The organism is Mesorhizobium sp. P2_C4, from assembly GCF_056404575.1.
Genome location: NZ_JBFUDT010000006.1, coordinates 59,309 through 82,313, shown reverse-complemented (window position 1 = coordinate 82,313; position 23,005 = coordinate 59,309). Strand labels below are relative to the sequence as shown.

General features: G+C 62.5%; 25 protein-coding genes and 1 tRNA gene. 10 read left to right on the top strand and 16 right to left on the bottom strand.

Features of this window, described 5'->3' with window-relative positions; genetic code table 11:
- The first annotated feature begins 15 nt into the window (after window positions 1–15).
- From AC1DX6_RS22290 to AC1DX6_RS22270, 5 genes are all read left to right on the top strand, one after another.
- Complete coding sequence (locus AC1DX6_RS22290) at window positions 16–579, top strand: polysaccharide biosynthesis/export family protein (protein ID WP_477317317.1); 564 nt, start codon at window positions 16–18, stop codon at window positions 577–579.
- Window positions 580–584: 5 nt separating this feature from the next.
- Window positions 585–1,715 carry a glycosyltransferase gene (locus AC1DX6_RS22285; RefSeq protein ID WP_477317315.1) on the top strand — a complete coding sequence of 377 codons (1,131 nt, stop codon included), beginning with the start codon at window positions 585–587 and terminating at the stop codon, window positions 1,713–1,715.
- A 111-nt stretch (window positions 1,716–1,826) separates the two neighbouring features.
- Window positions 1,827–3,362, top strand: coding sequence for an undecaprenyl-phosphate glucose phosphotransferase (locus tag AC1DX6_RS22280; RefSeq protein WP_477317313.1), 1,536 nt, complete (start codon window positions 1,827–1,829; stop codon window positions 3,360–3,362).
- Window positions 3,359–4,672, top strand: coding sequence for an O-antigen ligase family protein (locus AC1DX6_RS22275; protein ID WP_477317311.1), 1,314 nt, complete (start codon window positions 3,359–3,361; stop codon window positions 4,670–4,672). The genes AC1DX6_RS22280 and AC1DX6_RS22275 overlap by 4 nt, the downstream gene beginning before the upstream one ends.
- A 36-nt stretch (window positions 4,673–4,708) precedes the next feature.
- Window positions 4,709–4,785, top strand: a tRNA-Pro gene (locus AC1DX6_RS22270).
- Window positions 4,786–5,385: 600 nt separating this feature from the next.
- On the opposite strand, the gene AC1DX6_RS22265 is transcribed toward AC1DX6_RS22270, so the two are convergent.
- The 4 genes from AC1DX6_RS22265 to AC1DX6_RS22250 all read right to left on the bottom strand — a co-directional run bounded on the left by AC1DX6_RS22265 (window position 5,386) and on the right by AC1DX6_RS22250 (window position 8,119).
- The gene (locus AC1DX6_RS22265; protein ID WP_477317309.1) at window positions 5,386–5,883 is read right to left on the bottom strand and encodes a hypothetical protein; all 498 of its coding nucleotides are present in this window, start codon (window positions 5,881–5,883) and stop codon (window positions 5,386–5,388) included.
- 536 nt (window positions 5,884–6,419) lie between these two features.
- The gene (locus AC1DX6_RS22260) at window positions 6,420–6,623 is read right to left on the bottom strand and encodes a hypothetical protein (RefSeq protein ID WP_477317307.1); all 204 of its coding nucleotides are present in this window, start codon (window positions 6,621–6,623) and stop codon (window positions 6,420–6,422) included.
- A 579-nt stretch (window positions 6,624–7,202) separates the two neighbouring features.
- On the bottom strand, window positions 7,203–7,661 hold the full coding sequence (locus AC1DX6_RS22255; RefSeq protein ID WP_477317305.1) for a YbaK/EbsC family protein: 459 nt from the start codon (window positions 7,659–7,661) through the stop codon (window positions 7,203–7,205).
- Between the two features lie 173 nt (window positions 7,662–7,834).
- Window positions 7,835–8,119 (bottom strand): helix-turn-helix domain-containing protein, encoded by a 285-nt coding sequence (locus tag AC1DX6_RS22250; RefSeq protein WP_477317303.1) that lies wholly within the window; start codon window positions 8,117–8,119, stop codon window positions 7,835–7,837.
- 287 nt (window positions 8,120–8,406) lie between these two features.
- Between AC1DX6_RS22250 and AC1DX6_RS22245 the strand changes: the two genes are divergently transcribed.
- The 4 genes from AC1DX6_RS22245 to AC1DX6_RS22230 all read left to right on the top strand — a co-directional run bounded on the left by AC1DX6_RS22245 (window position 8,407) and on the right by AC1DX6_RS22230 (window position 11,016).
- A complete protein-coding gene (locus AC1DX6_RS22245) occupies window positions 8,407–9,021 on the top strand; it encodes a hypothetical protein (RefSeq protein WP_477317301.1) in 615 nt (204 codons plus the stop codon).
- Window positions 9,022–9,165: 144 nt separating this feature from the next.
- A complete protein-coding gene (locus AC1DX6_RS22240; protein ID WP_477317299.1) occupies window positions 9,166–9,375 on the top strand; it encodes a hypothetical protein in 210 nt (69 codons plus the stop codon).
- 193 nt (window positions 9,376–9,568) lie between these two features.
- A complete protein-coding gene (locus AC1DX6_RS22235) occupies window positions 9,569–10,567 on the top strand; it encodes an ATP-grasp fold amidoligase family protein (protein ID WP_477317297.1) in 999 nt (332 codons plus the stop codon).
- Between the two features lie 170 nt (window positions 10,568–10,737).
- Window positions 10,738–11,016: a hypothetical protein gene (locus tag AC1DX6_RS22230; RefSeq protein ID WP_477317295.1), complete on the top strand. Its 279-nt coding sequence runs from the start codon at window positions 10,738–10,740 to the stop codon at window positions 11,014–11,016.
- 75 nt (window positions 11,017–11,091) lie between these two features.
- On the opposite strand, the gene AC1DX6_RS22225 is transcribed toward AC1DX6_RS22230, so the two are convergent.
- From AC1DX6_RS22225 to AC1DX6_RS22195, 7 genes are all read right to left on the bottom strand, one after another.
- Window positions 11,092–11,394, bottom strand: coding sequence for a hypothetical protein (locus AC1DX6_RS22225; RefSeq protein WP_477317293.1), 303 nt, complete (start codon window positions 11,392–11,394; stop codon window positions 11,092–11,094).
- 99 nt (window positions 11,395–11,493) lie between these two features.
- Window positions 11,494–12,033: a MerR family transcriptional regulator gene (locus tag AC1DX6_RS22220; protein WP_477317291.1), complete on the bottom strand. Its 540-nt coding sequence runs from the start codon at window positions 12,031–12,033 to the stop codon at window positions 11,494–11,496.
- A 132-nt stretch (window positions 12,034–12,165) separates the two neighbouring features.
- Window positions 12,166–12,489, bottom strand: a complete 324-nt coding sequence (locus AC1DX6_RS22215; protein ID WP_477242842.1) for an integration host factor subunit alpha — start codon at window positions 12,487–12,489, stop codon at window positions 12,166–12,168.
- A 102-nt stretch (window positions 12,490–12,591) separates the two neighbouring features.
- A complete protein-coding gene (locus AC1DX6_RS22210; RefSeq protein ID WP_477317289.1) occupies window positions 12,592–13,563 on the bottom strand; it encodes a beta-ketoacyl-ACP synthase III in 972 nt (323 codons plus the stop codon).
- Window positions 13,564–13,572: 9 nt separating this feature from the next.
- Window positions 13,573–14,643, bottom strand: a complete 1,071-nt coding sequence (gene plsX, locus AC1DX6_RS22205) for a phosphate acyltransferase PlsX (RefSeq protein WP_477317287.1) — start codon at window positions 14,641–14,643, stop codon at window positions 13,573–13,575.
- A 122-nt stretch (window positions 14,644–14,765) separates the two neighbouring features.
- Window positions 14,766–15,314, bottom strand: coding sequence for a YceD family protein (locus AC1DX6_RS22200; RefSeq protein WP_477317285.1), 549 nt, complete (start codon window positions 15,312–15,314; stop codon window positions 14,766–14,768).
- Window positions 15,311–15,868 carry a ubiquinol-cytochrome C chaperone family protein gene (locus AC1DX6_RS22195; RefSeq protein WP_477317283.1) on the bottom strand — a complete coding sequence of 186 codons (558 nt, stop codon included), beginning with the start codon at window positions 15,866–15,868 and terminating at the stop codon, window positions 15,311–15,313. Before AC1DX6_RS22195 ends, AC1DX6_RS22200 begins: the two co-directional genes overlap by 4 nt.
- A gap of 115 nt (window positions 15,869–15,983) precedes the next feature.
- On the opposite strand from AC1DX6_RS22195, the gene AC1DX6_RS22190 reads away from it, so the two are divergent.
- Window positions 15,984–16,499, top strand: a complete 516-nt coding sequence (locus AC1DX6_RS22190) for an outer membrane protein assembly factor BamE (protein ID WP_477317281.1) — start codon at window positions 15,984–15,986, stop codon at window positions 16,497–16,499.
- Window positions 16,500–16,736: 237 nt separating this feature from the next.
- Here the strand turns inward: AC1DX6_RS22190 and AC1DX6_RS22185 are convergent, their stop codons facing one another.
- The 5 genes from AC1DX6_RS22185 to osmF form a co-directional block, all read right to left on the bottom strand.
- On the bottom strand, window positions 16,737–18,878 hold the full coding sequence (locus AC1DX6_RS22185) for a sodium-translocating pyrophosphatase (protein WP_477317279.1): 2,142 nt from the start codon (window positions 18,876–18,878) through the stop codon (window positions 16,737–16,739).
- A gap of 238 nt (window positions 18,879–19,116) precedes the next feature.
- A complete protein-coding gene (locus AC1DX6_RS22180; protein WP_477317277.1) occupies window positions 19,117–19,866 on the bottom strand; it encodes an ABC transporter permease in 750 nt (249 codons plus the stop codon).
- Window positions 19,863–20,801: an ABC transporter ATP-binding protein gene (locus AC1DX6_RS22175; protein WP_477317275.1), complete on the bottom strand. Its 939-nt coding sequence runs from the start codon at window positions 20,799–20,801 to the stop codon at window positions 19,863–19,865. Before AC1DX6_RS22175 ends, AC1DX6_RS22180 begins: the two co-directional genes overlap by 4 nt.
- Window positions 20,798–21,961, bottom strand: a complete 1,164-nt coding sequence (locus tag AC1DX6_RS22170; RefSeq protein WP_477317273.1) for an ABC transporter permease — start codon at window positions 21,959–21,961, stop codon at window positions 20,798–20,800. Before AC1DX6_RS22170 ends, AC1DX6_RS22175 begins: the two co-directional genes overlap by 4 nt.
- A gap of 56 nt (window positions 21,962–22,017) precedes the next feature.
- Entirely contained in the window at window positions 22,018–22,929 is a 912-nt protein-coding gene (gene osmF / locus AC1DX6_RS22165; protein WP_477317271.1) for a glycine betaine ABC transporter substrate-binding protein OsmF, read from the bottom strand.
- Window positions 22,930–23,005 lie beyond the last annotated feature (76 nt).

Below are 23,005 nucleotides of genomic sequence, written 5' to 3'. Positions count from 1 at the left end.
GGTTCGTGTCCGGTCATGAAAAGCACTGCTTCCCTCCTTCGCGCTCTGCTTGCCGTGTCGATGCTTGCCGGCTGCTCCAGCTACCGGCCGACGCCGGCGGCGTTCCACGAAGTGCTCGAACAGCCTTATCGCCTCGGCGCCGGCGACCGTATCCGCGTCACCGTGTTCGAGCAGGAGGGATTGACCAACACCTATAGCGTCGACCAGTCCGGCTACCTCTCCTTCCCGCTGGTCGGTGCCGTGCCGGCACGTGGCCACACGGCGGTGCAGCTGGAGAAAGAGATCGCCGACAAGTTGCGCCAGGGCTATCTGCGCGACCCCGATGTGTCGGTCGAGATCGACCGCTACCGGCCGATCTTCGTCATGGGCGAAGTGAGTGCAGCGGGCCAGTATTCCTACGTGCCGGGCCTGACGGTGCAGAAGGCAATCGCCATTGCCGGCGGCTTCTCGCCGCGCGCCAATCAGGAGAGCGTCGACATCACCCGCGACATCAACGGCAAGGTGATGACCGGGCGCGTGGTCACCTCCGACCCGCTGCTGCCCGGCGACACCGTCTACGTCCGCGAACGCCTGTTCTAGACCACGTGGCGGACACGCTCAGGATCGTCCACTGTTTTCGCTCACCCGTCGGAGGGATTTTCCGGCATGTGCGCGATCTGACCGAGGCGCAGGTCGCCGCCGGTCATTCCGTCGGTATCGTCTGCGATTCGACGACGGGCGGCGATTTCGAGGAACACCTGTTCGACCAGATGAAAGGCAGCCTGGCGCTCGGCATCCATCGCACGCCGATGCAGCGCCATGTCGGGCCGGGCGATCTCGCCTCGGCCTGGCGCACTTACAGAATCATCAAGGAATTGCGGCCGGACGTGCTTCACGGGCACGGCGCCAAGGGTGGCGCCTATGCCCGTTTGTTCGGCTCATTGTTGCGGGTATCAAGGTCTCGCGTAGCCCGCCTTTATTCGCCGCATGGCGGCTCTCTCCACTATGACGAAACCACGGCCACGGGAAAGCTGTTCTTCGCCCTCGAACGCTTCATGGGCCGCTTCACCGACTGCCTGCTGTTTGTCTCCGACTATGAGAGGCGGACCTATCGCCGGAAAGTCGGCGAGCCGCCGATCCCCAACAGGCTGGTCTATAACGGCCTGCGCGCCGCCGAGTTCGAGCCGGTCGACACAGCGTCGGACGCCGCCGACCTGCTTTACATCGGCATGATGCGCGACCTCAAAGGACCAGACATTTTCATTGACGCGCTGGTGCTGGCCGCAACCAAGCTTGGCCGCCGCTTGAGCGCCGTGATGGTCGGCGATGGCGACGACCTGCCGCGCTACCATGCACAGGTGAAACGGCTCGGGCTCGACGGCGATGTCCGCTTCCTGCCGCCGATGCCGGCAAGGGATGCCTTTACGCTGGCGGAGGTGGTCATCGTGCCATCCCGCGCGGAAGCCATGCCCTATATCGTGCTGGAGACGCTGGCCGCCGGCAAGCCGATGATCGCCACCGCCGTCGGCGGCATACCGGAAATCTTCGGCGCCGACTCACCTGCCCTGATCCGGCCCGATCCGCGCGAGCTTGGCGACAGAGTGAGCGAGGCGCTGGCCGATCTCGGCGCCTACATCAGCCTGATGCCCGGCACCATCGACCTCAAGGCGCGCTTCGGCGCCGACGTCATGGCGGCCGAGATCGAAAAAGCCTACTTCGCCGCCCTCGGGCGCTAAACCCTGCTTCACAGCCCTCGGGCGCCAAACCCTTTCCAAAGCCACCTGTTGCTTCAAGGCTTTCTTAGCTCTCTTTTGCTATGCAGTTGAGTGAATCCCGCGGGAAGTTCCATGAACGAGATCGACCCCACGCGCCGCTTTTCTGCCGACGCGGTGCGCAAATTCGACAGTCCTGCTGAAGGTGATGCGCCCGGCAGCCTGAACGACGTCGCCCGCCAGGTCGCTTCGCAATACCGGCGCGATACGATGTCGCCGATCATGGTCAGCGGCGTCTTGCGCCTGGTCGAATTCGCCCTGCTGTTCGCGTCCGGACTCTTGCTCTATTTCCACTATGTCGGCTTCTTCAACTATCTCGCCTGGCAATATCCGCTGACCATCGCCGCCGCCTCGTTCGTCGCCGTGGTGCTGCTCGATGTCAGCGACTGCTACCAGATCGTCGCCTTGATGCGGCCGGTCGCCAATTTCGGCCGCATCCTGGTGGTCTGGGCCGGCACCTATGCGCTGATGGCGCTGACGGCGTTCACCTTCAAGATGTCGGAGGACTATTCGCGCCTGCTCTTCGGCGCCTGGTTCGTCGTCGGTTTCGTGCTGATCTTCGGCCTCAGGCTGGTGATGTCGAAGCTGATCCGCAGCTGGGCGCGCAACGGGCGCATGGAGCGCCGCGCCGTCATCGTCGGTGGCGGCAAGGCAGCGGAGCAGCTGATCCGCTCGGTCGAAAAGCAGCCCTACAACGACATCCGCATCTGCGGCATCTTCGACGACCGCGACGACAAGCGCTCGCCGCCCATCGTTGCCGGCTATCCCAAGCTCGGCAATATTTCCGAGCTGATCGAGTTCGCTCGCATCGCGCGCATCGACATGCTGATCGTGTCGCTGCCGCTCACCGCCGAATCGCGTGTGCTGCAGCTGTTGAAGAAGCTGTGGGTGCTGCCGGTCGATATCCGGCTGTCGGCGCATTCGAACGCACTGCAGTTTCGCCCGCGCGCCTATTCCTATATCGGCTCGGTGCCGATGCTCGACATCTTCGACAGGCCGATCAACGACTGGGATTCGGTTGCCAAGCGCGCCTTCGACATCATCTTCTCGATCATCGGCATCGTCCTGTTCTCGCCGGTCATGCTGGCCACGGCCATCGCCATCAAGCTCGACAGCAAGGGACCGGTGCTGTTTCGGCAGAAGCGGCATGGCTTCAACAACGAGATCATCGAGGTCTACAAATTCCGCTCGATGTATACCGACCGCTCGGACCCGACCGCCAAGCAGACGGTGACCAAGAACGATCCGCGCGTCACCCGCGTCGGCCGCTTCATCCGCAAGAGCTCGATCGACGAGCTGCCGCAGTTCTTCAACTCGCTGCTCGGCTCGCTGTCGCTGGTCGGTCCGCGCCCGCACGCGATTGCCGCACAGTCGCACAACCTTCTCTACAATGAGGTGGTCGACGGCTATTTCGCCCGCCACAAGGTCAAGCCCGGCGTCACCGGCTGGGCGCAGATCAATGGCTGGCGCGGCGAGATGGACACCAACGAAAAGATCCGCATGCGGACGGAGTACGACCTCTACTACATCGAGAACTGGTCGCTGCTGTTCGATCTGCGCATCCTGTTGTTAACGCCGGTGCGGCTGCTCAACACGGAAAACGCATATTGAGCGCCATCACGCATGAGGTGTCGCCGGCCGCGGCCAACACGTTGCCGCCTGCGGCGGTTAACGCCAAGCTGATCGCGCTGATTGCGTCGAGCGCGGTTTTCCTCGGCGTCTTTCTCTCCGGTTTCGTCATCGACGAGCCGGCGCCCTACGATCTCTACATGGTCGGGCTGATCGGCGTGTGGGCCCTGTTTGGCCTACGCATCTCGCGCGCGGCAGTGCCGCTGCTGGTGCTGCTGCTGACGATGAACATCGGCGGCATGATCGCTATGACGCAGATGTCGGAGCTGGCCAACACACCGCTCTATCTCGCGGTGTCGCTGTTCCTCGCATTCACCGCGGTGTTCTTCGCCTCGGTGACGGCGGTGCAGCCCGGCCTCTACCGGCTGATCTTCATCGCCTATGTCGTCTCCGCGGTAGTGACCTCGCTGCTCGGTATTGCCGGCTATTTCCACGCTTTCCCCGGCGCCGATATCTTCACCAGATACGACCGCGCCCAGGGCGCTTTTCAGGATCCGAATGTGTTCGGGCCGTTCCTGGTGCTACCCGGCATCTATCTGCTCTATCTCATTTTGACCGGGTCGATCGCGCGCATGCCGCTCTTGGCGGTGCCGCTGCTGATCATCACCGCCGGTATCTTCTTCTCGTTCTCGCGCGGCGCCTGGGGCATGTTCGCCGTCTCGGCGGTCCTGCTCACCGGCTGCCTGTTCCTGCAGAGCAACAGTGGCAGGTTCCGGCTGCGTGTCGTGGTCATGACCATCGCCGCAATCGCGCTGCTGGTCATTGCGATGATCGTCATCCTGCAGCTGCCGGGTGTCTCTGAGATGTTTTCCAGCCGCGCCCAGCTGGAGCAGAGCTATGATACGGCTCGCCTCGGCCGTTTCGCCCGCTACACGATCGGCTTCCAGATGGCGCTGGAACATCCGTTCGGCATCGGTCCACTGGTCTTCGGCACGATCTTTGGCGAAGACACCCACGACATCTGGCTGAAGACGCTGATGGACTATGGCTGGCTCGGCTTCGTGTCGTTCCTGTCGCTGACCTTGTGGACGATCGCTGCCGGCTTCCGCATCCTGCTGCGCGACCGGCCGTGGCAACCCTATCTGTTGTGCGCCTATGTCGCCTTCATCGGCAATATCGGGCTCGGCACCTTCATCGACATCGACCACTGGCGCCACGTCTATCTGCTGCTCGGCCTGATCTGGGGCGCCATCGCGCTCGAATACCGTCACCAGCGGCTGTTGCGGCCGGCGGCGCTGTCTGCACAAACGGTGGCAATTCCATCCGGCGGAAAAACCGCCGAATTCGGTTGACCCGACACGGCTTATCACGATACATCGCGACCGGTCCGGAGTGTAGCGCAGCCCGGTAGCGCACTTGACTGGGGGTCAAGGGGTCGTCGGTTCGAATCCGGCCACTCCGACCATTTAGAACAAAGGCTTAGTCATTTCCCCAGAGGTGGCTATAAAAAATTTAGCCACCCTGTAGCCAGTACATGAAAAACCCCGCCGAAGCGGGTTTCTATCGTAGGCGGCGTGGTGACGGCGGTTCAGGCCCGTCGCTCGATTTTTGCGCTGACTATTCTCGCGGTTGTGGTGTTGGCACTGCCGGCGAGGCCCTGACTTCCGCGATCACACCATATGCAGCTGCGGCCCGTCTGTTAGCCTATCTTGGCGGCGGACCCCATTTTCCGCCTGGCCGGCGCCCCCCACCTAAGGCACCCCAACAAGCGCCCTCGCGGCGCCGGCCATCTTCGCCAGCGTTCGCTGCGGACCATCGTCCAAAAGGCTGTATTCCCACAACTCCAGCGAGAACGGTACACTTACCACTCGGCGCGCTTCCCTCAAAGCGTCGTCGGTAAAAAGCTCGGCGCCCCTCTGGTTTGTTCAAGTGTCAAAAGGAGGGCGCCGGGCGCTTTCCGCGATCCAGAATAGCGATCAGCGCTTCAAGGTTGGGGTGATCTCTTCGATCCGGACCTTGTCGCCGATCTCCTTTGCTGTGGCGAGGGTTGATGGCGGCTCCTTTTTCACCGGCGAGCAGCGGTGAAGCGGTCAGAGTCGGCGATCTGCAACATGTTAAGCGGGTCCGAGTCATACTTGGCGCCGAACCAGTCCTGATACTCAATGCGGATTGGAAACACCGCCTGCGGTTTCCAAAAGCTTTGCCGCGGATCTGTGTGCGTCATCCCAAATGAGCATGACGTCTGGTCGCCGTTTTGGAGGAGCGGAATTTCCGTCGACTGATTGAAGCACGCCAGCCATCGCCTTTTGTCATCCTCATTGGCACCCAGTCCGAGCGCCGCTTTGAGCCCAGCCTGGTCGTGTACGATCAGGCGGATATTTGTCGCGGGAATTGATCCAGAGTTCAGCACCACGAGCTTGTAGGCGATCCCATTGTTCCCGGCGCTGTGAGTTTTGACCGTAGCCGTTACGATCGGGCGAAACTGGCGCCTCCAAAAGTAGACGGACATGCCAAGAGCAACCAGAGATACGGCCAGAGCGGCAAGCGCTATCAAGGTGTCCAAGTTCGTTCTCCTCTCGTATTTGGCCCGCCGCCTACCGGTGGCGAGCCTCTTCACGGCGGAAACACACTTGTTTCTTGAACAATCCTGGTCACCTCTCCTCTGGTCAACCATGGGCTTTGAGCGTTTCCCCGAAGCGGGCCGCAGCCGATGGAGTGCAAGGCCGAATCCGGAATGCAAGATGGCCCAATGAGGTAGATTGGAGGTCCCCGAGGCGATGACCATTATGCGCAGTCGCTAAACTACGGAACGTGCAATGGACATTGCCAGAACCGAACAGGTTCGATCAGACTTTGCACCTAAGAGATCTAAGACCTTGGTCCCTATCAGTTTGAGGTAGGAGGCGCGGGCTACGAAATGCTTCCGCGATCACTTTTTGCGCTCGAAAGTCGGCTTCCAGTCCCGGATCCTGCGCTCCCCAAGTCTTCCGCCGTCACGACCCTTGAAACCCGCGACGTGCGGGGTTTTGTCGTTGCGATGCAAGGAGCGCGTTGCAAACAAAGGAAATTAAAAGAGTGGAACTGGCTGGCGCCATGTCGCTAGACGCGCGGTCTGGATTTCGGCTCGGGCGAGCTGTCCGAAGGATTTGCAGCCAATTTGGCGGATCGAAGATCGCTTAGCCACAGGGATTTCTTTTTTCTTGCCAGGTGCTCATCGCGATCGCCATCCGGGATCGCTCGGCCGTCCGCCGCTATCAGATAGTCGGCTCTGTTGGTTCGATAGTCTTCGTCCTGGGCAGGCATCGCTGCGATCTCCCAATAGCGGGGATCAACGCGACACCCGCAGGCACCCTGTTGTTTTCGGAACGAAAGGCGCTCAAACCGCCTGACGGCGACCTGTGAACCAGGTGCGTCGACGCCGCCGCGCTTTTGATTTTCCAGATCGGCACGAGGCGCCAGTGGCTCCTGGCCAGGCTCGAAAACAGATCCCGTTGGCTTCCTCTCCGATCGAAATGCACCGCAAGGCCCTGGTCTGCTGCGAACAGTACCGCGTAGCGCTCGATCTGATCGTCCGATAGCTCGCAATCGCAGACTTTATCCCGCACTGACTGAACTGCCGAAAACGTTGAGATGATGCGTCCGGGAGCAGAGCATTCGATGTACCGCGCGACAGCGTCGATGACATCGTCAGGAACAAGAAAGTTGAATTGGCGCGAACTGGTTTTGGTCGGCGCTACGATCCGCTTTAGCATTTCGCCTTCTGAAAGCCCCCGAAAGACGCTAGCTCTGGGAGATATACATCAGCAAGGACTAATGGATGACGCGTGGATGTTATGCACCGGATTCTAACGCGCGGACGAAACATCCGTCCCGCCCATCACCCTACTGGCAGACATCGACCCACTTGGCGTCGACTATTTGCGCCATGCGCTGCGGGTTGAGCCGCACGGCGGCGTTGGTTGCACCTGCGGCTGGCACCACCTCGTCGAAGTCGCGCAGCGACACGTCGCAATAGACTGGAAGCGGCGCCGGCAGACCAAACGGGCAGACGCCTCCGACAGGATGGCTTGTGGCCGCGAAGACCTGCTCGGCGTCCAGCATGCGCGCCTTGCCGCCGAAACGGTCCTTGAATTTGCGGTTGTCCAGCCGTGAAATCCCACTGGCGACGACGAGCATCGTTTGATCGCCGACGCGCAAGCAGATCGTCTTGGCGATCTGCGCCGGTTCCACGCCATGCGCCTCAGCCGCCAGAGCCACGGTCGCCGAACTGGCCTGCGTCACCACGACCTCGACGTCAGGGGCACGGGCAGCGAGAAAGGCACGGACCGATTCAAGACTCATGTCGCCGTTGTTCCATTTGAAATGAGGGCTGAGGCTCACTGGATAGCTCCCCCATCAACCGGCGGCAACCTTCCCGCTCTTCAACGCCGGCAATGAGATACGCCGCTCGAACACAAAAAAGCCCGCCAGGGCAAACCATGGCGGGCTTGTTTCGCAGACGCTTGCCGTCGCTGCTATGAGACGGCTCTCCTTTCCGAGGGTTGCGCCAGCGCTGCTGGATCGATCAGCGCACTTTCCGGAAGTCGAAGCGCCGCGGCGACGCGCCGAAGCCTCGACGGATCATGATCCGTACCATTCTCGATGTTGGCAATCTCGTGGGTAGACAGGCCGCACGTCAGGGACAGCGCTTCCAAACTGTATCCTCGGCTTTCCCGTATGGCACGCAGCGCGCTGTGGTCATGCGCAATGTCGGTCGCCATCAGGTCGGAAAGGGGTTCGCGTTTTGCATTTTGGGGCATTGGCAACTCCGTGGGCTGAAAGAGTTTGGATCAAATCATGGGTGTTGCCTGAGGAGCGGGAGAATGCCTGCTCATTAACTATTTGCCAAGGGGCAATGGAGGCGTCACGGCATCGTGAACCAACTCGGGAATGGCCGTTTTGCGCACGGGGCCGGCCTTCTGCCGATCAAGTTCTTTTGAAGGGCCGCGCATCGAATTGTTCGACGGTTTTGAGCCTCTCGTTCGTTGAACTGATGTCGCTGGCAAGCCAACCATCCCGGCCAGCCCTTCGCAAAAGGACCGAACCCATGAATTTGAAGACATTCGCGATCGTGCTCGGCACGATTTCAAGCCTCGCCGGCACCAGCCTTGTTGCGGCGCAGGCGGCGGACACCATGCGCGTGCGCGGCACGGTGGTCGGTCTTGCCGGATCGACGCTGACGGTGAAGACCCGCGAGGGCAACATGGACGCGATCACGCTGGCACAGGGGTGGAGAATCTCCGGCGTCGCCAAGGCATCCGCCCAGGACACCAAGCAGGGCGATTTCCTCGGCATCGCGTCGGTCTCGAAAGCCGATGGCGGCAGCGGCGCGCTGGAGGTCGTGGTTTTTCCCGCCGCCTTGAAAGGCGCCGGCGAAGGCGACCGCCCGTGGGATCTGCAGCCCAACAGCCGGATGACCAACGGCACCGTCGCCGATGTCACCGACATCGACGGTCGGATGGTGACGCTTACCTATGACAATGGCCAGAAGAAGCAGATCGCCATTCCGCAAACGACGCCGATCGTCACCTTCGCCCCAGCCGCGCCTGGAGACCTTAAGTCCGGTGCGACGGTGTTCCTCACCGCCGAGCGCGGCAGCGACGGCACGCTCACCTCTGCCAGGGTCGTCGTCGGAAACAACGGCATCGTGCCGCCGATGTGAGGTGTCGAACCCCGGAGTCCCGCGGACACGATCCAGAAACAAAATTCTACAGTCGGGAAAAACTGTCGAAAAAATCCAGGAGGATAGTTCCAATTGCGGCGCTCAAGTCCTCAAAAGCGTCCGCGCTGAAAAGGAACCGAAGTCATGAAGAAGTCTCTCCTGTCGGCCCTCGGCCTGGCTTTCGCCCTGGCTGTCTCGCTGCCGGTCATCGGCGCCAGCAGCGCCGATGCGGCACCACTGCACAAGAAGCATCACCACCACCACCATCATCATCACCGCTGGCATCACTGGCATCACAGCCATCATCACCACCATCATCATCATCACAAGAAGGTGGTTGCGAAGAAGATTTAGTATCCGTCTTGTCCAGCAGGAAGGCTGGCTTTGGACCTCCACCCAGGCTGCCTTTCTGCTGGTTTTTTGTGCGCCATGCTCGCCTCGCCAAAGCAGGACTTGATGCGGCCTGGGTGATGTATGCTACGGGGATGATATCGGGTCGATCGGCCCGCTTGCCGGCCTGACAGGGACTTTCCTGAGAGGTATCCCTATGAAGGCCAACATCTCGGCCAGACACCGTCTCGTTCTGGCTGCCACGCGCCTGCTGCTGACGCTTCGCCACCCGGCCCTTGTCGTGCGGTTCGTCTGGAAATTGGGCTATCTGCCCAATCCGGCTGCGCCTGAGACCTATCACGAGCTGTTGCTCTGGCGAAAAATCATCGACCGCAATCCTTTGTTCGTAACACTGACCGACAAGCTCGCGGCCAAAGATCATATCCGCGCCACCTGCCCCGAACTTGCCTTGCCACGGACGCTCTGGTCCGGATGCGATCCCCTGGACATTCCTCTCGACCTGCTGGCCGGCGATGTCGTCGTCAAGACAAACCACGGCTGCGCGATGAACATTTTCGTTGCCGGCGGCGACCCCGATCGCGGCTTCATCGTCGCCAAAGCGAGGCGCTGGCTGAGAACAAGCTATGGCCGCCGTGATGGCGAATGGGCCTATTGGCCGATTGTTCGCACCGTCTTCGTGGAAGAGCGGCTGGCGCTCGCCGGCGCGAGGATCGCAACCGACATCAAGGTGCATGTTTGCGGCGGCGTGGTAACGCATGCCTGGGTCGAGGATAAGGCTGCGGGGCGTTCGCTGCTTTTGGATCGGGACGCCAATCCATTGCCCGGGCGCGATCCGGACTATCCCCGCGAGGATCAGGCGGTGCCCGTCAATGCGCGGCTCCTCGACTATGTCCGTCAGGCGGTATCGATCTCCCCTGCTCTCGCCGGCAACCTCGACTACATCCGCATCGACTTCCTGGTCACCGATCATCGTCTCTACGCCGGCGAGATCGTCGTCTATCCCGGCGCTGGCTATGGCACCACCACCAATCCGGCGTTCGCCGGCGAAATCGAGCGGCTCTGGCGGCTCGATCAGTCGCACTATCTGCGCCGGCAGCACACAGGCCTGGCGCGCGTCTATGCCAGCGCGCTGCTCGCCAAATGCAGGATCGACCCTGGCCATTTGCAGCCGATATTGGCGGATTGCGAAGCCTGAAAATCGAAATCGGCGAAAACGCTTCGATGCCTGCGGGCTCAAAAATTTGAAACCGTCGCGTGAACCTTTCCCCTCTGGGCCGCACCAAGTCGGCATGGACGCCAAGAAGGCGATCCCAATCAGAAGGACGCCAGAACGGCGATCCACGATCCAGAGAAGGAAATGCTCAAATGACCAACTATTCGAACTTCAAGCGCCTGTCCCTTGCCGCTGCCATCGCCATTTCGGCGATCGGCTCGGTCTCCGTGCCGGGCTCGGCTTTCGCCAATGGCACGCATCCCACCGGCGACGGTGGCGCGGTTTGCAAGGGCGCAGGCCATTGTCTGGTGCTCGAGATCGAGTGCAAGGGCACCTACACCGACGCCACCGACAAGAACGGCACCGTCTATGGTAAGTGCAGCCAGACGGCGCAGGTTTCGCCGCAGGGCAAGATCAAGCTCGCGAAGTAAATCATTCGCCGATCAAGGAAATGGCGGTCGTCCGCGGGACGGCCGCCATTTTCTTATGTCCGGAACAGAACGCCGCTACCTGCGGCTGAAGAGCAGGCTGGCGACAAGCCCGACCACCACCAGGCCTACGGCAGCGGCGGTCGCCGGATGATCGCGCGCCGTCCTTTCGATCGCCCTGCCCTGCTTCCTGATCGCAGGCAAGGCGTCACCGATGCGATCGGCGAGTTGCGCGTAATAGTCCGACGCGGCGTCACGCCCGTCTTCGCAATAGGCGCCGCCCCGCTTGGCCACGACCTTGCGCAGCGCAGCCAGTTCCTTGGAAAGGACAGCGACCTGCTTGTCCAGGTCGATGTCGGTGAGATTCGAAAGCGATGCCATGATGTGTTTCCTTCATTGCAGAAGGACAGGTAACGCATGGCTGCAAAGCCGGTTCCGGCTTTGGAAGAACAGGGCGCCGACGCAGCGATCGACCTGCGGTCAGCGCACCTGATCGAGCAGGCGCTTGCACTCCAGAAGGTCGAACAGCGCCTCCTGCAGCAAGGCGCGATTGTCGCGCGACAGTTTCGACGCATCCGGCTGGACGGGGCCTTCGTCGTCGGTCTTGCCGAGGCCGAAGAAGCGGCGGCTGGGCTTCACCTTGGGCTGGCCGACCAGTTCGTCGTCCATGCCGCGCGGCTGGGCCGCGGGCGTCAGCGGCACCGCGTCGGCCTGCCGGCGCTGCGAGATCGCTTCCACCGCCGCCATGTCGCCATTGCCGATGGCGACCAGGAAATGATTGCCGTTCTCGCGCAGCAGCTTCTGCACGCCCTTGATCGTATAGCCCTGATCGTAGAGCATATGGCGGATGCCCTTGATCAGTTCGACATCCTGCGGCCGGTAATAGCGGCGGCCGCCGCCGCGCTTCATCGGCTTGATCTGGTTGAAACGCGTTTCCCAGAAGCGCAGCACGTGCTGCGGCAGGTCGAGATCCTCGGCGACCTCACTGATGGTGCGGAAAGCATCGGGGCTCTTGTCCATGGGCGAATCCTCACGCTGGACGGCGATCCGGCCCATTTTGCCGAATCGAGCTTTATTTCAGCGGTTTATGAAGCAACATTCAAGCCCGGCGTCAAAAAGGACCACCGTTTTCAACCAGCTTCGACGCGGAGGCTATTTGCTGCCCTTGGCCTTGCTGTTCTGGTGGGAGCGCAAGATGCGGCTCTTCAGCACGTTCGACGACTTGAAGGTCATCACCCGGCGCGGCAGGATCGGCACTTCCTCGCCGGTCTTCGGGTTGCGCCCGATGCGCTCATTCTTGGAGCGGACGTGGAACGTCGCAAAGGACGATAACTTTACCGTCTCGCCGCGAACGATCGCTTCGCAAATCTCATCCAGAACCGCTTCGACAAGCTCAGCCGATTCCGTGCGCGACAAACCGACCTTGCGGTAAACAGCTTCGGCAAGGTCGGCGCGCGTAAGTGTCTTTCCCCCCATGCGACCGTCCCATCAGCTCAAAAACATAAATCGATACAAGCAAAGGCAGAGCCTAAGTAATTGATCCGGCAAGGTCAAGGACCGAACCCGTCAGTTCGGCACTTACCAGCGAACGAGAACCGCGCCCCAGGTGAAGCCGCCGCCCATCGCCTCGAGCAGCACCAGATCACCCTTCTTGATGCGGCCGTCGGCGACCGCCACTGAGAGAGCCAGCGGCACGGAAGCAGCCGAGGTGTTACCGTGCAAATCGACGGTGACCACCACCTTTCGCTCTTCTATCCCGAGCTTTTTGGCCGAAGCGTCAATAATCCGTTTATTGGCCTGATGCGGCACGAACCAGTCGAGGTCGGCGGCGGTGATGCCGGCCTGGGAGAACGTCGCTTCGATGACGTCGGTGATCATGCCAACAGCGTGCTTGAAGACTTCGCGGCCTTCCATCCTGAGATGGCCGACTGTCCCGGTGGTCGACGGTCCGCCATCGACAAAAAGCTTCTCCTTGTGGACGCCGTCGGAACGCAGGCTCATCGCCAGCACGCCACGGTCGGCAATGCTGCCCTCCCCCTCGCCGGCTTCCAGGACGATCGCGCCGGCGCCGTCGCCGAACAGGACGCAGGTCGAGCGATCGCTCCAGTCGAGGATGCGCGAGAAGGTTTCCGCGCCGATCACCAGAACCCGCTTGGCCTGGCCGCCGCGGATATAGAGGTCGGCGGTGGTCACCGCGTAGACGAAGCCCGAGCAAACCGCCTGCATGTCGAAGGCAAAGCCATGATGCATGCCGAGCCGGTTCTGGATGTCGACGGCGGTCGCCGGAAAGGTGTTGTTGGGCGTCGACGTCGCCAGCACGATCAGGTCGATATCGGCAGGCGTCAGGCCGGCGCTGTCGAGGGCGGCGCGCGCCGCCGCCTCGCCCAGCGAAGCCGTCGTCTCGTCATCGGCCGCGATATGGCGCTGGCGGATGCCGGTGCGCTGGGCAATCCACTCGTCGGAGGTCTCGACCATGCCTTCGAAGTCGGCATTCTTCATGATGCGGCGGGGCAGCGCGGCACCGGTACCGCGCACGACTGATCTGATCAAAGCTCTTTCCTATTCCTTCGCGTCGACAACGACGTCGGATTTCCTGTTTGCCTGGGCATGCGGGTTGCGCGCATGGAACAGATCGAGATCGGCCTCGATGCGGTCAAGCAGATTGTTGCGCACCATGTCGTAACCAAGCTCGATCGCCGCCGCAAAACCATTCGAATCGGCGCCGCCATGGCTTTTCACCACGATGCCGTTCAGCCCGAGGAAGACGCCGCCGTTGGAGCGGCCGGGATCCAGCTTTTCGCGCAAGCGGTCAAAAGCGCCCTTGGCGAAGACATAGCCGATCCTGGCCATCAGCGTCCGGCTCATCGCCGCGCGCAAATAGCCGGCGACCTGCCTCACCGTGCCTTCCGCCGTCTTCAGCGCGATATTGCCGGCAAATCCCTCGGTGACGACCACGTCGACCGTACCCTTGCCGATGTCGTCGCCCTCAACGAAACCGTGATAGTTCATCGAGGCCAGATTGGCCTCGCGCAGCATCCGCCCGGCTTCCTTGACCTCTTCCTGGCCCTTGATCTCCTCCACGCCGACATTGAGCAAGCCAACCTTCGGCCGGTCGATGCCGAAAACCGAACGCGCCATGCCGGTGCCGAGAATGGCGAAATCGATGAGCTGGTGGGCATCGGCGCCGATGGTGGCGCCGACGTCCAGCACCACGCTCTCGCCGCGCATTGTCGGCCAGATTGCCGCGATCGCCGGACGATCGATGGTCGCCATGGTGCGCAGGCAGAATTTCGACATCGCCATCAGCGCGCCGGTGTTGCCGGCGGAGATGCAGGCCTGCGCCGTGCCGGATTTGACCGCCTCGACGGCTTTCCACATCGACGATTTCCAGCGGCCGTGGCGCAGCGCCTGGCTCGGCTTGTCGTCCATCCTGACGGATATCTCGCAATGGACGAACTCGCTGACATCAGCCAGCTTGGGAAATTTGGCGAGTTCGGGGCGGACCACGTCCTCGCGTCCGTAGATGATGAAGCGGATGTCAGGACGCCTTGTAGCGACCGTCATGAGCGCCGGGATGACCACGGCTGGTCCGTGATCGCCGCCCATGGCATCGATGGAAATCCTGATCACGCGGTGCTTATCTCACTTGCTTGGGGCCGGCGGCCTCGCGAATTACGGGGCTCGCGAAGGTTCGGCGAAAATAGCGGTTTTGGGCTGCCGCACAACCGACTTTTCTAATATTGGATCGGCTTTTAGGATTTTCCCAACAAGGATCGCAGCTTTTTCTGGAAATCGCTCTCTTCCGGCTCCGAATCGCCAACGGCGTCCAGCGACACGCCTTGCTTACGCGGATAGGGGTCGATGGCCAGTCCGAAGAACTGCTCGGCGAGCGCCCCGACATCGATCGCGTCGCCGGAAAATGTCTCCGGACTGTCCGGTCCTTCGGCATCGAGCAGGATTTCGCCGCCGCCGTCAAAACCCTGCCGTCCAAGCTTGGACTGCTCCGGCAGCAACAGCGCATCGACCGGTTCGTCGATATGTGCTGCGACCGGTTCGAGGGTAACGATGCAGGCCTGCGTGATGTCGGCCACCACATGGCCGCTGACCTTGACGCCGTTGCGCTTCCACGGCGCCACCAGCAGTTCGGCGCGGTAGCTCTCGACCGAAAGCAGATCGTGCTCTTCGGCCAGAGCGATACGCTGCGCGGCATCGGCGTCGATCACCACCATCAGGCCCTTGTGCGGCAGGCGGGCGACATTTGCCTTGAAAGACACAGGGCTTGGGAGATCCGCAGGATTCATTGGGTTCCTCCTTCAGTCTGGCCTGGGACTGGAAACACCACCGTGCCGGAAACGATCGATTCGGTCGGCTGTGCCGCCAGGCGCTGGTCGACATCGACGACATAGCCGGCCAGCAGCGCTGCTTGCGGCCAGGCGCCGGCGTCGGGCCTGACATTGCGGGCAAGCGCGGCAGCCAGCGCGTCGCGGTCGTCGCGCTCCAGCGCGTCGTCATAGGCGGCGGTGCGGCCAAAGAACATTTTCGCCAGTTTCTTCATGCGCTTCGGCACGCCGACGTCGCCAATGCCGAGTTCGCGCAGCGAATGCTCGACATCCAGGAAAAACTCGTCGATCAGCACCTGCGCAACCTCCGCGGCGACACCGCTCTCGCCGCGCAGCCGGTGTTGAAACAGGAACATATGCAGCGACAGCATCTCGAAACGGCCGAGCGGCGTGTCCGGCACATTCCAGTCGGAATAAAACAAAGTCTGCCGCGCCGCTGCCACGATTTGTGCGTAAAGCGCCTCGGTGATAGCGCGGTTGGCGTGACGTTCGCGGCCAAAAAGGCGCTGGAACATTGAGGGTTGGTCTCCTGGGGACCGTATGTTGAATGGGCCTTGTTGCATCGGCAAGCAAGCTGGTTTACCGGTTTTGCGGCCCAGCGCAAGTTGCGGCCGGCTTATGGAGTTGTAGTTGCGCGCGCTGAAATTCAAGTCGACTTTTTTGCCCAGGCCTGCCGGCATGGTCTCGCTGCTGGTGATCGCTTCGGCGCTCTCTGCCTGCAACTCGTCCAAGATGATCGGCGATCTCAATCCGAGCGAGACGCTGACGCAGGGTTATGTCATCGATCAGCAGGCGGTCGACTCGGTTCCGGTCGGCTCCAGCCGCGAACAGGTGCTTCTGGCGCTTGGCACGCCGTCGACGACGGCGACCTTCGACAATGAGGCTTTTTATTACATCTCACAGACGCGCAAGCGTTACGTCGCCTTCGACAAGCCGAGGCTGGTCGATCAGAAAGTGCTGGCGGTCTATTTCGGCCCCGACAGCCGTGTCACCCAGATCGCCAATTACGGCCTGAAGGACGGCAAGGTGTTCGACTTCATCTCACGCACCACGCCGACCGGCGGCAAGGACCAGAACTTCCTCAGCCAGATCATCAACGGCGCCAGCAAGCTGGCGCCCGGCCTGCCCGGCGGCGGCACGCCCTGATCATCAGATTCTGCGTTCCCCCAAAGGGAAAGCAGCACCATCTCAGGCGACCAAAAACCCGTGGGAGCAATCCCACGGGTTTTTGTTTTGAGACAACAAACTATCATCGTTGGTTCCGAGCCCTGGAGGGCTTCCATGCGACCCCGGACTCGTTGAGGACATCAACGTCCCGACACCGGCAAAGAAAAACCCGCGGGATCGCTCCCGCGGGTTTTGTCTTTCAGCGTTGGGCACTGATCAACCGTGCGCGAGCACGGCCAGCAGCAGAAGTGCTACGATGTTGGTGATCTTGATCGCCGGGTTGACCGCCGGACCGGCGGTGTCCTTGTAGGGATCGCCGACCGTATCGCCGGTCACCGAGGCCTTGTGCGCCTCGGAGCCCTTCAGGTGCTTGACGCCGTCCTTGTCGACAAAACCGTCCTCGAAGGACTTCTTGGCGTTGTCCCAGGCGCCGCCGCCCGAGGTCATTGAGATGGCGACGAACAGGCCGTTGACGATGACGCCGAGCAGCGAGGCGCCGAGGGCGGCAAAAGCAGACGCCTTCGAACCCGAGATCAGCAGAACGCCGAAATAGACGACCAGCGGCGCCAGCACCGGCAGCAGCGACGGGATGATCATTTCGCGGATCGCCGCCTTGGTCAGCAGGTCGACGGCGCGCGCATAGTTCGGCTTGGAGGTGCCGGCCATGATGCCCGGATCCTCGCGGAACTGCTTGCGCACTTCCTCGACGATGGCGCCGGCCGCGCGGCCGACTGCCGTCATGGCGATGCCGCCGAACAGATACGGGATCAGGCCGCCAAAGATCAGGCCAGCGACGACGTAAGGGTTGGAGAGGTCGAAGGAGACGTCGCCCATGCCCTGGAAGTAGGGATATTTGTCGCCATTTGCGGCAAAGAACTTCAGGTCGTTCGAGTAGGCGGCAAACAACACCAGCGCGCCGAGGCCGGCCGAACCGATGGCGTAGCCCTTGGTCACCGCCTTGGTGGTGTTGCCGACCGCGTCGAGCGCGTCGGTGGAGTGGCGCACTTCCTTGGGCAGGCCAGCCATTTCGGCAATGCCGCCGGCATTGTCGGTGACCGGGCCGAAGGCGTCGAGGGCGACGATCATGCCGGCAAGGCCGAGCATGGTGGTGACCGCGATCGCCGTGCCGAACAGGCCGGCGAGTTGGTAGGTCGAGATGATGCCGCCGACGATGACGATGGCCGGAAGCGCCGTCGATTCCAGCGAGACCGCGAGGCCCTGGATGACGTTGGTGCCGTGGCCGGTCACCGAAGCCTGGGCGATGGAGTTTACCGGGCGTTTGTTGGTGCCGGTGTAGTATTCGGTGATCACCACGATCAAACCGGTCACCACCAAGCCGATCAGGCCGCAGATGAACAGGTTCTTGCCGATAATGACCATGCCGGCGACGGTGCCGACCTCGCCCCAGCCGACGGTTGCCGAGGTGGCGACACCGAGGCCGACGATCGACAGCAGGCCGGTGACGATCAGGCCTTTGTAGAGGGCGCCCATGATCGAGCCGTTGGAACCGAGCTTGACGAAGAAGGTGCCAACGATCGAAGTCAGGATGCAGGCGCCGCAGATGGCGAGCGGATAGAGCATCGCCGCGCCCAGAGCGGCGGTGCCGCCGAAGAAGATGGCAGCCAGAACCATGGTGGCAACGACGGTCACCGCATAGGTCTCGAACAGGTCGGCGGCCATGCCGGCGCAGTCGCCGACATTGTCACCGACATTGTCGGCGATGGTGGCCGGATTGCGCGGATCGTCTTCCGGAATGCCGGCTTCAACCTTGCCGACGAGATCGCCGCCGACATCGGCGCCCTTGGTGAAGATGCCGCCGCCGAGACGGGCGAAGATCGAGATCAGCGAGGCGCCGAAGCCGAGCGAGACCAGCGCGTCGATGACGATGCGGTCATTGGGCTCGAGGCCCATGAAGTGGGTCAGGATGAGGTAGTAGATTGAAACGCCGAGCAGTGCGAGGCCGGCCACCAGCATGCCGGTGATGGCGCCCGATTTGAAGGCGATATCCAGGCCGGCGGCGAGGCTGTTCGACGCCGCCTGCGCGGTGCGCACATTGGCGCGCACCGAGACGTGCATGCCTATGAAGCCGGCGGCGCCCGAAAGCACGGCGCCGATCAGGAAGCCGACCGCAGCGGTGATCGAGAGCAGCCACCAGGCGAGCACGAGCACCACCACGCCGACCATGGCGATGGTGGTGTACTGGCGCGCCAGATAGGCCTGCGCGCCTTCGCGGATGGCCGCGGAGATTTCCTGCATGCGTGCATTGCCCTGATCGGCCGCGAGGACCGAACGCGTCGCCCAGATGGCGTAAAGGATCGAAAGCAGGCCGCAGGCGATGACAGCGGAAATTATGGTCATTGCCGAATTTTCCTCGATTGGTGGCCCAAAAGAACCCCTCCCTGGGCCGTTGAGACGGGGAGCGGTCCGCCACGCGGAATCCGTCCCTTCGCAGCGGTGTATGCGAAACAGGGCTCGGAACGTCAAGATATTGTTCGGTTTTTGCCCGGCTTTCACCGAAAAGGCGTATGAGCCAGCGCGCCTGTGGGCGCCGCCGTCCAATTAGATCGATTGAAATTGGCTCCGGCGCCGTACGGAACTACTCCGCCTCACGCCCCATCCGGCGCGCTGTGTAGCGCTCGATCGCCGACAGCCCGTCATAGATCAGCACCGCAAGGGCGGCGACGATCAGGCCGCCCTGCAGGACAAAAGCGAGGTTGTTCGACAACAGCCCGGCAATGATCACCTCGCCCAAAGTCTTGGCCGCCACGGTCGAGCCGATGGTTGCGGTGGCCAGGCTGATCACCACCGACAGCCTGATCCCGCCCAAAATGATCGGCGCGCTGAGCGGCAGTTCGACCTTGACCAGCCGCTGCCAGCCGGTCATGCCGGCGCCGCGCGCCGCCTCGACCACATTCCCGGGCAATGTCGTCAGGCCAGTCAGCGCGTTTTCGAAGATCGGCAGCAGGCCATAGAGGAACAGCGCGATCAAGGTCGGCTTCTCGCCGAAACCGACGGCCGGCACTGCCAGCGCCAGCACCGCCACCGGCGGAAAAGTCTGGCCGATATTGACCAGGCTGCGCGACAGCGGCAGGAATTCGACGCCGGCGGGACGGGTGACCAGGATGGCGAGCGCCACAGCAACGATGGTCGCGGCCACGGTGGCGATCAGCACGGTTCTCAGATGCAGCAACGTCAGCGTCAGCAGGCTGCCCTGATTGTAGATCGCCGGCGCGTTATTTTCGGTCAACGGCTTCAGCAGCGGTTCGAACCAGCCGGGATTGGTGACAAAGGCGACGAGCAGCACCACCAAAGCAGGCCTCAGCAGTGACGGCAGCCAGGCTTTCATGCCGGCCTCGCCGCGCGCTTGACCAGCCCGTCCACCGTGACACGGCCAAGCGGCTTGCCGTCGGCGCCGTTGACCGGCAGCGCCGGACGGCCCGACCACAGGAGTTCTGCCAGCGCATCACGCTGGCTGGCATCACCGGGAATAGCTTCGCCCTCGGCGGTGCCCTTTTCCACCGCATCGCGCACGCGGCCGAGCGACAAAAGCCGGAACGGTTTTTCGCTGGCGCCGACCAGGGTTTCGACAAAGGCGCTAGCCGGCCGCGCCAGGATCTCTTCCGGTTTGGCATACTGCACCAGTCTGCCGGCATCCATGACGGCGATCTTGTCGCCCATATGCACGGCCTCTTCCATGTCATGGGTGACGAGAATGATGGTGGTACCGAAGCGTTTCTGGATTGCCAGCAAATCCTCCTGCGCTTTGGTGCGGATGATCGGGTCGAGCGCGCCGAAGGGTTCGTCCATCAAAAGCACGTTGGGTTCGGCGGCAAGTGCGCGGGCAACGCCGACGCGCTGCTGCTGGCCGCCGGACAGTTCGTGCGGGTAACGCGGCCCGTAGGCTTGCGGATCGAGCTGGTAGAGCGTCATCAACTCGTCGACACGCGCCTTGATGCGGTCCGCGTCCCAGCCGAGCAATACGGGAACCGTGGCGATGTTCTGCGCCACCGTACGGTGCGGAAAGAGGCCGTGGCCCTGGATGGCATAGCCGATGCTGCGGCGCAGCTGATAGCCTGGCAGCGAGCGGTTGTCGGCGCCGTCGAGCTTGATGACGCCCGCGGTCGGCTCGACCAGCCGGTTGATCATGCGCAGCAATGTCGTCTTGCCGGAGCCGGAGGTGCCGACAATGACGCAAACCGTGCGCGGTTCGATCACCATCGACACGTCGTCGACGACGGTCGTCGCATCATAGCGCTTGGTAATGCCTTCGATCTCGATCATGCCGTTTCAACCCTGCGTTTGGTCGTCGTCATTTCGATCACCGCGTCGAGGATGATGGCGGCGGCAAAGGCCAGCGCCACCGTCGGCACGGCGCCGAGCAGCACAAGATCCATCGCCGTCTGGCCGGCGCCCTGGAACACGAACACGCCAAAACCGCCGCCGCCGATCAGCGCGGCAATGGTGGCAAGGCCGATGTTCTGCACCAGCACGATGCGGATGCCGGTGAGGATCACCGGGAAGGCCAGCGGAAACTCGACGCCGAACAGGCGCTGCCGGTCGGTCATGCCCATGCCGCGCGCGGCGTCGTTGGCGGCGCGCGGCACACCGGCGAGGCCGACCACGGTGTTGGCCACCACCGGCAGCAGCGAGTAGAGAAACAGCGCGACGAAGGCGGGCGCGGTGCCGATGCCGCGAATGCCGAGCGCGGCTGCCCCGGACACGTGCGTGGCGACCCAGCCGAGCGGCGCGATCAAGAGGCCAAACAGCGCGATCGAGGGAATCGTCTGGATGATGTTCAGCACATTGAGAACGCCGGCGCGCAACCGTTCGACGCGGTGACAGAGGATGCCCAGCGGCAGGCCAACGATCACCGCAGCCGCCAGCGAACCCAGCGCCAGCGTCACATGCTTGGAGCCTTCGGCCCAGAAACTGTCGGCGCGATTGGCATACTCCTTGAGGATTGAGAGACTGTCCCAGCTTCCCGACACCAGCAGCAGGCCGATGGCCAAAGCCGCGACGACGAGCACGCCGACCCGTCCCCAAGGCGACAGGCTCAGCCGTGTCAGCACATCGGCGAGCAAGAGAGTGAAGGCGAAAATCAGCAGCCAGAATCCCGAGGCCGGCGAGATGCGGGCGAAGGTGTTACCCGCCGGGGTCAGGAATGTGCCGGCGGCGCCGATCAGCAACGTCAGCGCGGCGAGTGAAGCCACGCTGACTGCAAGACGCAGGACCAGCGGCGTTTTCAACAATGCGATGAGCGCCGCGACGACGACGATCGCCAGCAGCAGCGATCCGGTTGTTGCCGGCAGCGCTTCAAGGATGGAGCGCGCCTGGCCCGGAACGATGCGGTTGGCGCGAAAGGTGGCGAACGGGGCGAGGAACGCCGCATAGGCAACGATCGCGGCGATGACCACGCCGAGCTTGTCGAAGCGGATGCTCACGCCCTGCCCCCGTCAGTCGATCCGGCGCGCCACGAATGCGGCGCGCCGCGATCGCCCTATTTCAGGAAACCGTTCTTCTTCAAAAAGTCCTCGGCGACGCCCTTGACTGGCTCGCCGCCGACCTGCACGCGGCCATTCAGTTCCTGCAGCGTGACCAGATCAAGCTTGGCGAAGACCGGCTTCAGCAGCGTTTCGATCTCGGGATGCTCCTTCAGCACCGCCTCGCGGATGATCGGCGCCGGCTGGTAGACCGGCTGCACGCCCTTGTCGTCGTCGAGCACGACCAGACCGGACGGCGCGATGCCGCCATCGGTGCCGTAGACCATGGCGGCGTTGGCGCCATTGGTCTGATTTGCCGCCGCGGCAATGGTCGCCGCCGTGTCGCCGCCCGACAGAGTGATCAGCTGTTCCGGCTTCAGCGCGAAGCCATAGGTGGTCTGGAACGCCGGCAAGGCTGCCGCCGAATTGACGAACTCGGCCGAGGCCGCCAGCACGACCGTGCCGCCGCCCGCGACGTATTTGCCGAAATCGGACAACGTCGCCAGCTTGTTGCCGTCGGCAACCTCCTTGCGTAGCGCGATCGCCCAGGTGTTGTTGGCCGGCGACGGCGACAGCCAGACAATCTTGTTGGCGTCATAGTCGAGCTTCTTCGCGGCGTCATAGGCTTTCGTGGCATCCTTCCAGATCGGATCGTCGGCCTTTTCGAAGAAGAAGGCTGCATTGCCGGTGTATTCCGGATAGATATCGATCTCGCCAGCGGTGATCGCCTTGCGCACCACCGGCGTGCCGCCGAGCTGGATGCGGTCTGTGGTCTTTATGTTGTTGGCGTTCAGCACCAGCTGGATGATGTTGCCGAGCACGCCGCCCTCGGTGTCGATCTTCGAGGATACAACCACCTGGGCGCTGGCGGAGGCGGCGGTGATGCCGAGCGCAAGGGCTGCGCCGGCGAGAGCCTTGATTGAAAACATTATGAAAATCCCTTGCTGTGAACCGAAATCCGGTGGCCGCATATGAGCATGGCTTCAACGCCCAGTCGGGGCACAC

What these genes read in the sequence shown, in the direction of transcription:
- AC1DX6_RS22290 (WP_477317317.1), top strand. Translation starts at nt 16, where the DNA reads ATGAAAAGCACTGCTTCCCTCCTTCGCGCTCTGCTTGCCGTGTCGATG.
- AC1DX6_RS22280 (WP_477317313.1), top strand. Translation starts at nt 1,827, where the DNA reads ATGAACGAGATCGACCCCACGCGCCGCTTTTCTGCCGACGCGGTGCGC.
- AC1DX6_RS22260 (WP_477317307.1), bottom strand. Translation starts at nt 6,623, where the DNA reads ATGCCTGCCCAGGACGAAGACTATCGAACCAACAGAGCCGACTATCTG.
- AC1DX6_RS22255 (WP_477317305.1), bottom strand. Translation starts at nt 7,661, where the DNA reads ATGAGTCTTGAATCGGTCCGTGCCTTTCTCGCTGCCCGTGCCCCTGAC.
- AC1DX6_RS22250 (WP_477317303.1), bottom strand. Translation starts at nt 8,119, where the DNA reads ATGCCCCAAAATGCAAAACGCGAACCCCTTTCCGACCTGATGGCGACC.
- AC1DX6_RS22245 (WP_477317301.1), top strand. Translation starts at nt 8,407, where the DNA reads ATGAATTTGAAGACATTCGCGATCGTGCTCGGCACGATTTCAAGCCTC.
- AC1DX6_RS22240 (WP_477317299.1), top strand. Translation starts at nt 9,166, where the DNA reads ATGAAGAAGTCTCTCCTGTCGGCCCTCGGCCTGGCTTTCGCCCTGGCT.
- AC1DX6_RS22235 (WP_477317297.1), top strand. Translation starts at nt 9,569, where the DNA reads ATGAAGGCCAACATCTCGGCCAGACACCGTCTCGTTCTGGCTGCCACG.
- AC1DX6_RS22230 (WP_477317295.1), top strand. Translation starts at nt 10,738, where the DNA reads ATGACCAACTATTCGAACTTCAAGCGCCTGTCCCTTGCCGCTGCCATC.
- AC1DX6_RS22225 (WP_477317293.1), bottom strand. Translation starts at nt 11,394, where the DNA reads ATGGCATCGCTTTCGAATCTCACCGACATCGACCTGGACAAGCAGGTC.
- AC1DX6_RS22220 (WP_477317291.1), bottom strand. Translation starts at nt 12,033, where the DNA reads ATGGACAAGAGCCCCGATGCTTTCCGCACCATCAGTGAGGTCGCCGAG.
- AC1DX6_RS22215 (WP_477242842.1), bottom strand. Translation starts at nt 12,489, where the DNA reads ATGGGGGGAAAGACACTTACGCGCGCCGACCTTGCCGAAGCTGTTTAC.
- AC1DX6_RS22200 (WP_477317285.1), bottom strand. Translation starts at nt 15,314, where the DNA reads ATGAATCCTGCGGATCTCCCAAGCCCTGTGTCTTTCAAGGCAAATGTC.
- AC1DX6_RS22195 (WP_477317283.1), bottom strand. Translation starts at nt 15,868, where the DNA reads ATGTTCCAGCGCCTTTTTGGCCGCGAACGTCACGCCAACCGCGCTATC.
- AC1DX6_RS22185 (WP_477317279.1), bottom strand. Translation starts at nt 18,878, where the DNA reads ATGACCATAATTTCCGCTGTCATCGCCTGCGGCCTGCTTTCGATCCTT.
- AC1DX6_RS22180 (WP_477317277.1), bottom strand. Translation starts at nt 19,866, where the DNA reads ATGAAAGCCTGGCTGCCGTCACTGCTGAGGCCTGCTTTGGTGGTGCTG.
- AC1DX6_RS22175 (WP_477317275.1), bottom strand. Translation starts at nt 20,801, where the DNA reads ATGATCGAGATCGAAGGCATTACCAAGCGCTATGATGCGACGACCGTC.
- osmF (WP_477317271.1), bottom strand. Translation starts at nt 22,929, where the DNA reads ATGTTTTCAATCAAGGCTCTCGCCGGCGCAGCCCTTGCGCTCGGCATC.